The sequence below is a fragment of the Collinsella sp. AF19-1LB genome (assembly GCF_003459655.1).
Classification (GTDB): Bacteria; Actinomycetota; Coriobacteriia; order Coriobacteriales; family Coriobacteriaceae; genus Collinsella.
In genome coordinates this window covers 1-472 of the sequence record NZ_QRWO01000012.1, presented here as the reverse complement: position 1 = coordinate 472, position 472 = coordinate 1, and positions in this window count along the sequence as shown.

Here is a 472-nt window from a genome sequence, read left to right as displayed (position 1 = left end):
GCGGTGTCTTTGGCAAGTCGATCACCGATCCGTGCCTGGGCTGGGAAAAGACCGACTACCTCATTCACGAGATCGCGGAGCGGGTTTAGTTACGCGGGTTTTCGCTGACTCTGCCAAGACATCGGCGGTCCCGTTGCTGCCGGGCACTCATTGGGGACAGACTTAAATGAGTGCTCGCAGAATGAGAGTGGATAATCTCCCGTTTTTAAGTAGTCGTTGGGGACGTTCTTGTTTGACTGGTCGTTTAAGAACGTCCCCAATGACTACCCTGTTGGCCTTTTCCAGGCCCTGTGGGCAAAAAATGGCAAATATGAGTACTGTTGCTATTGTAGTGCCATATTGCCGGCAAAAGATAATAGACATAACAGAAAATATGTTCATTAACCTAACACATATAAGCCCGCTATAGAGCTATTTGAGTAATTTAGGAGCGCGTGCAAGGTGGCGCGCGCAGACGTGGTGTAAGAGCGTC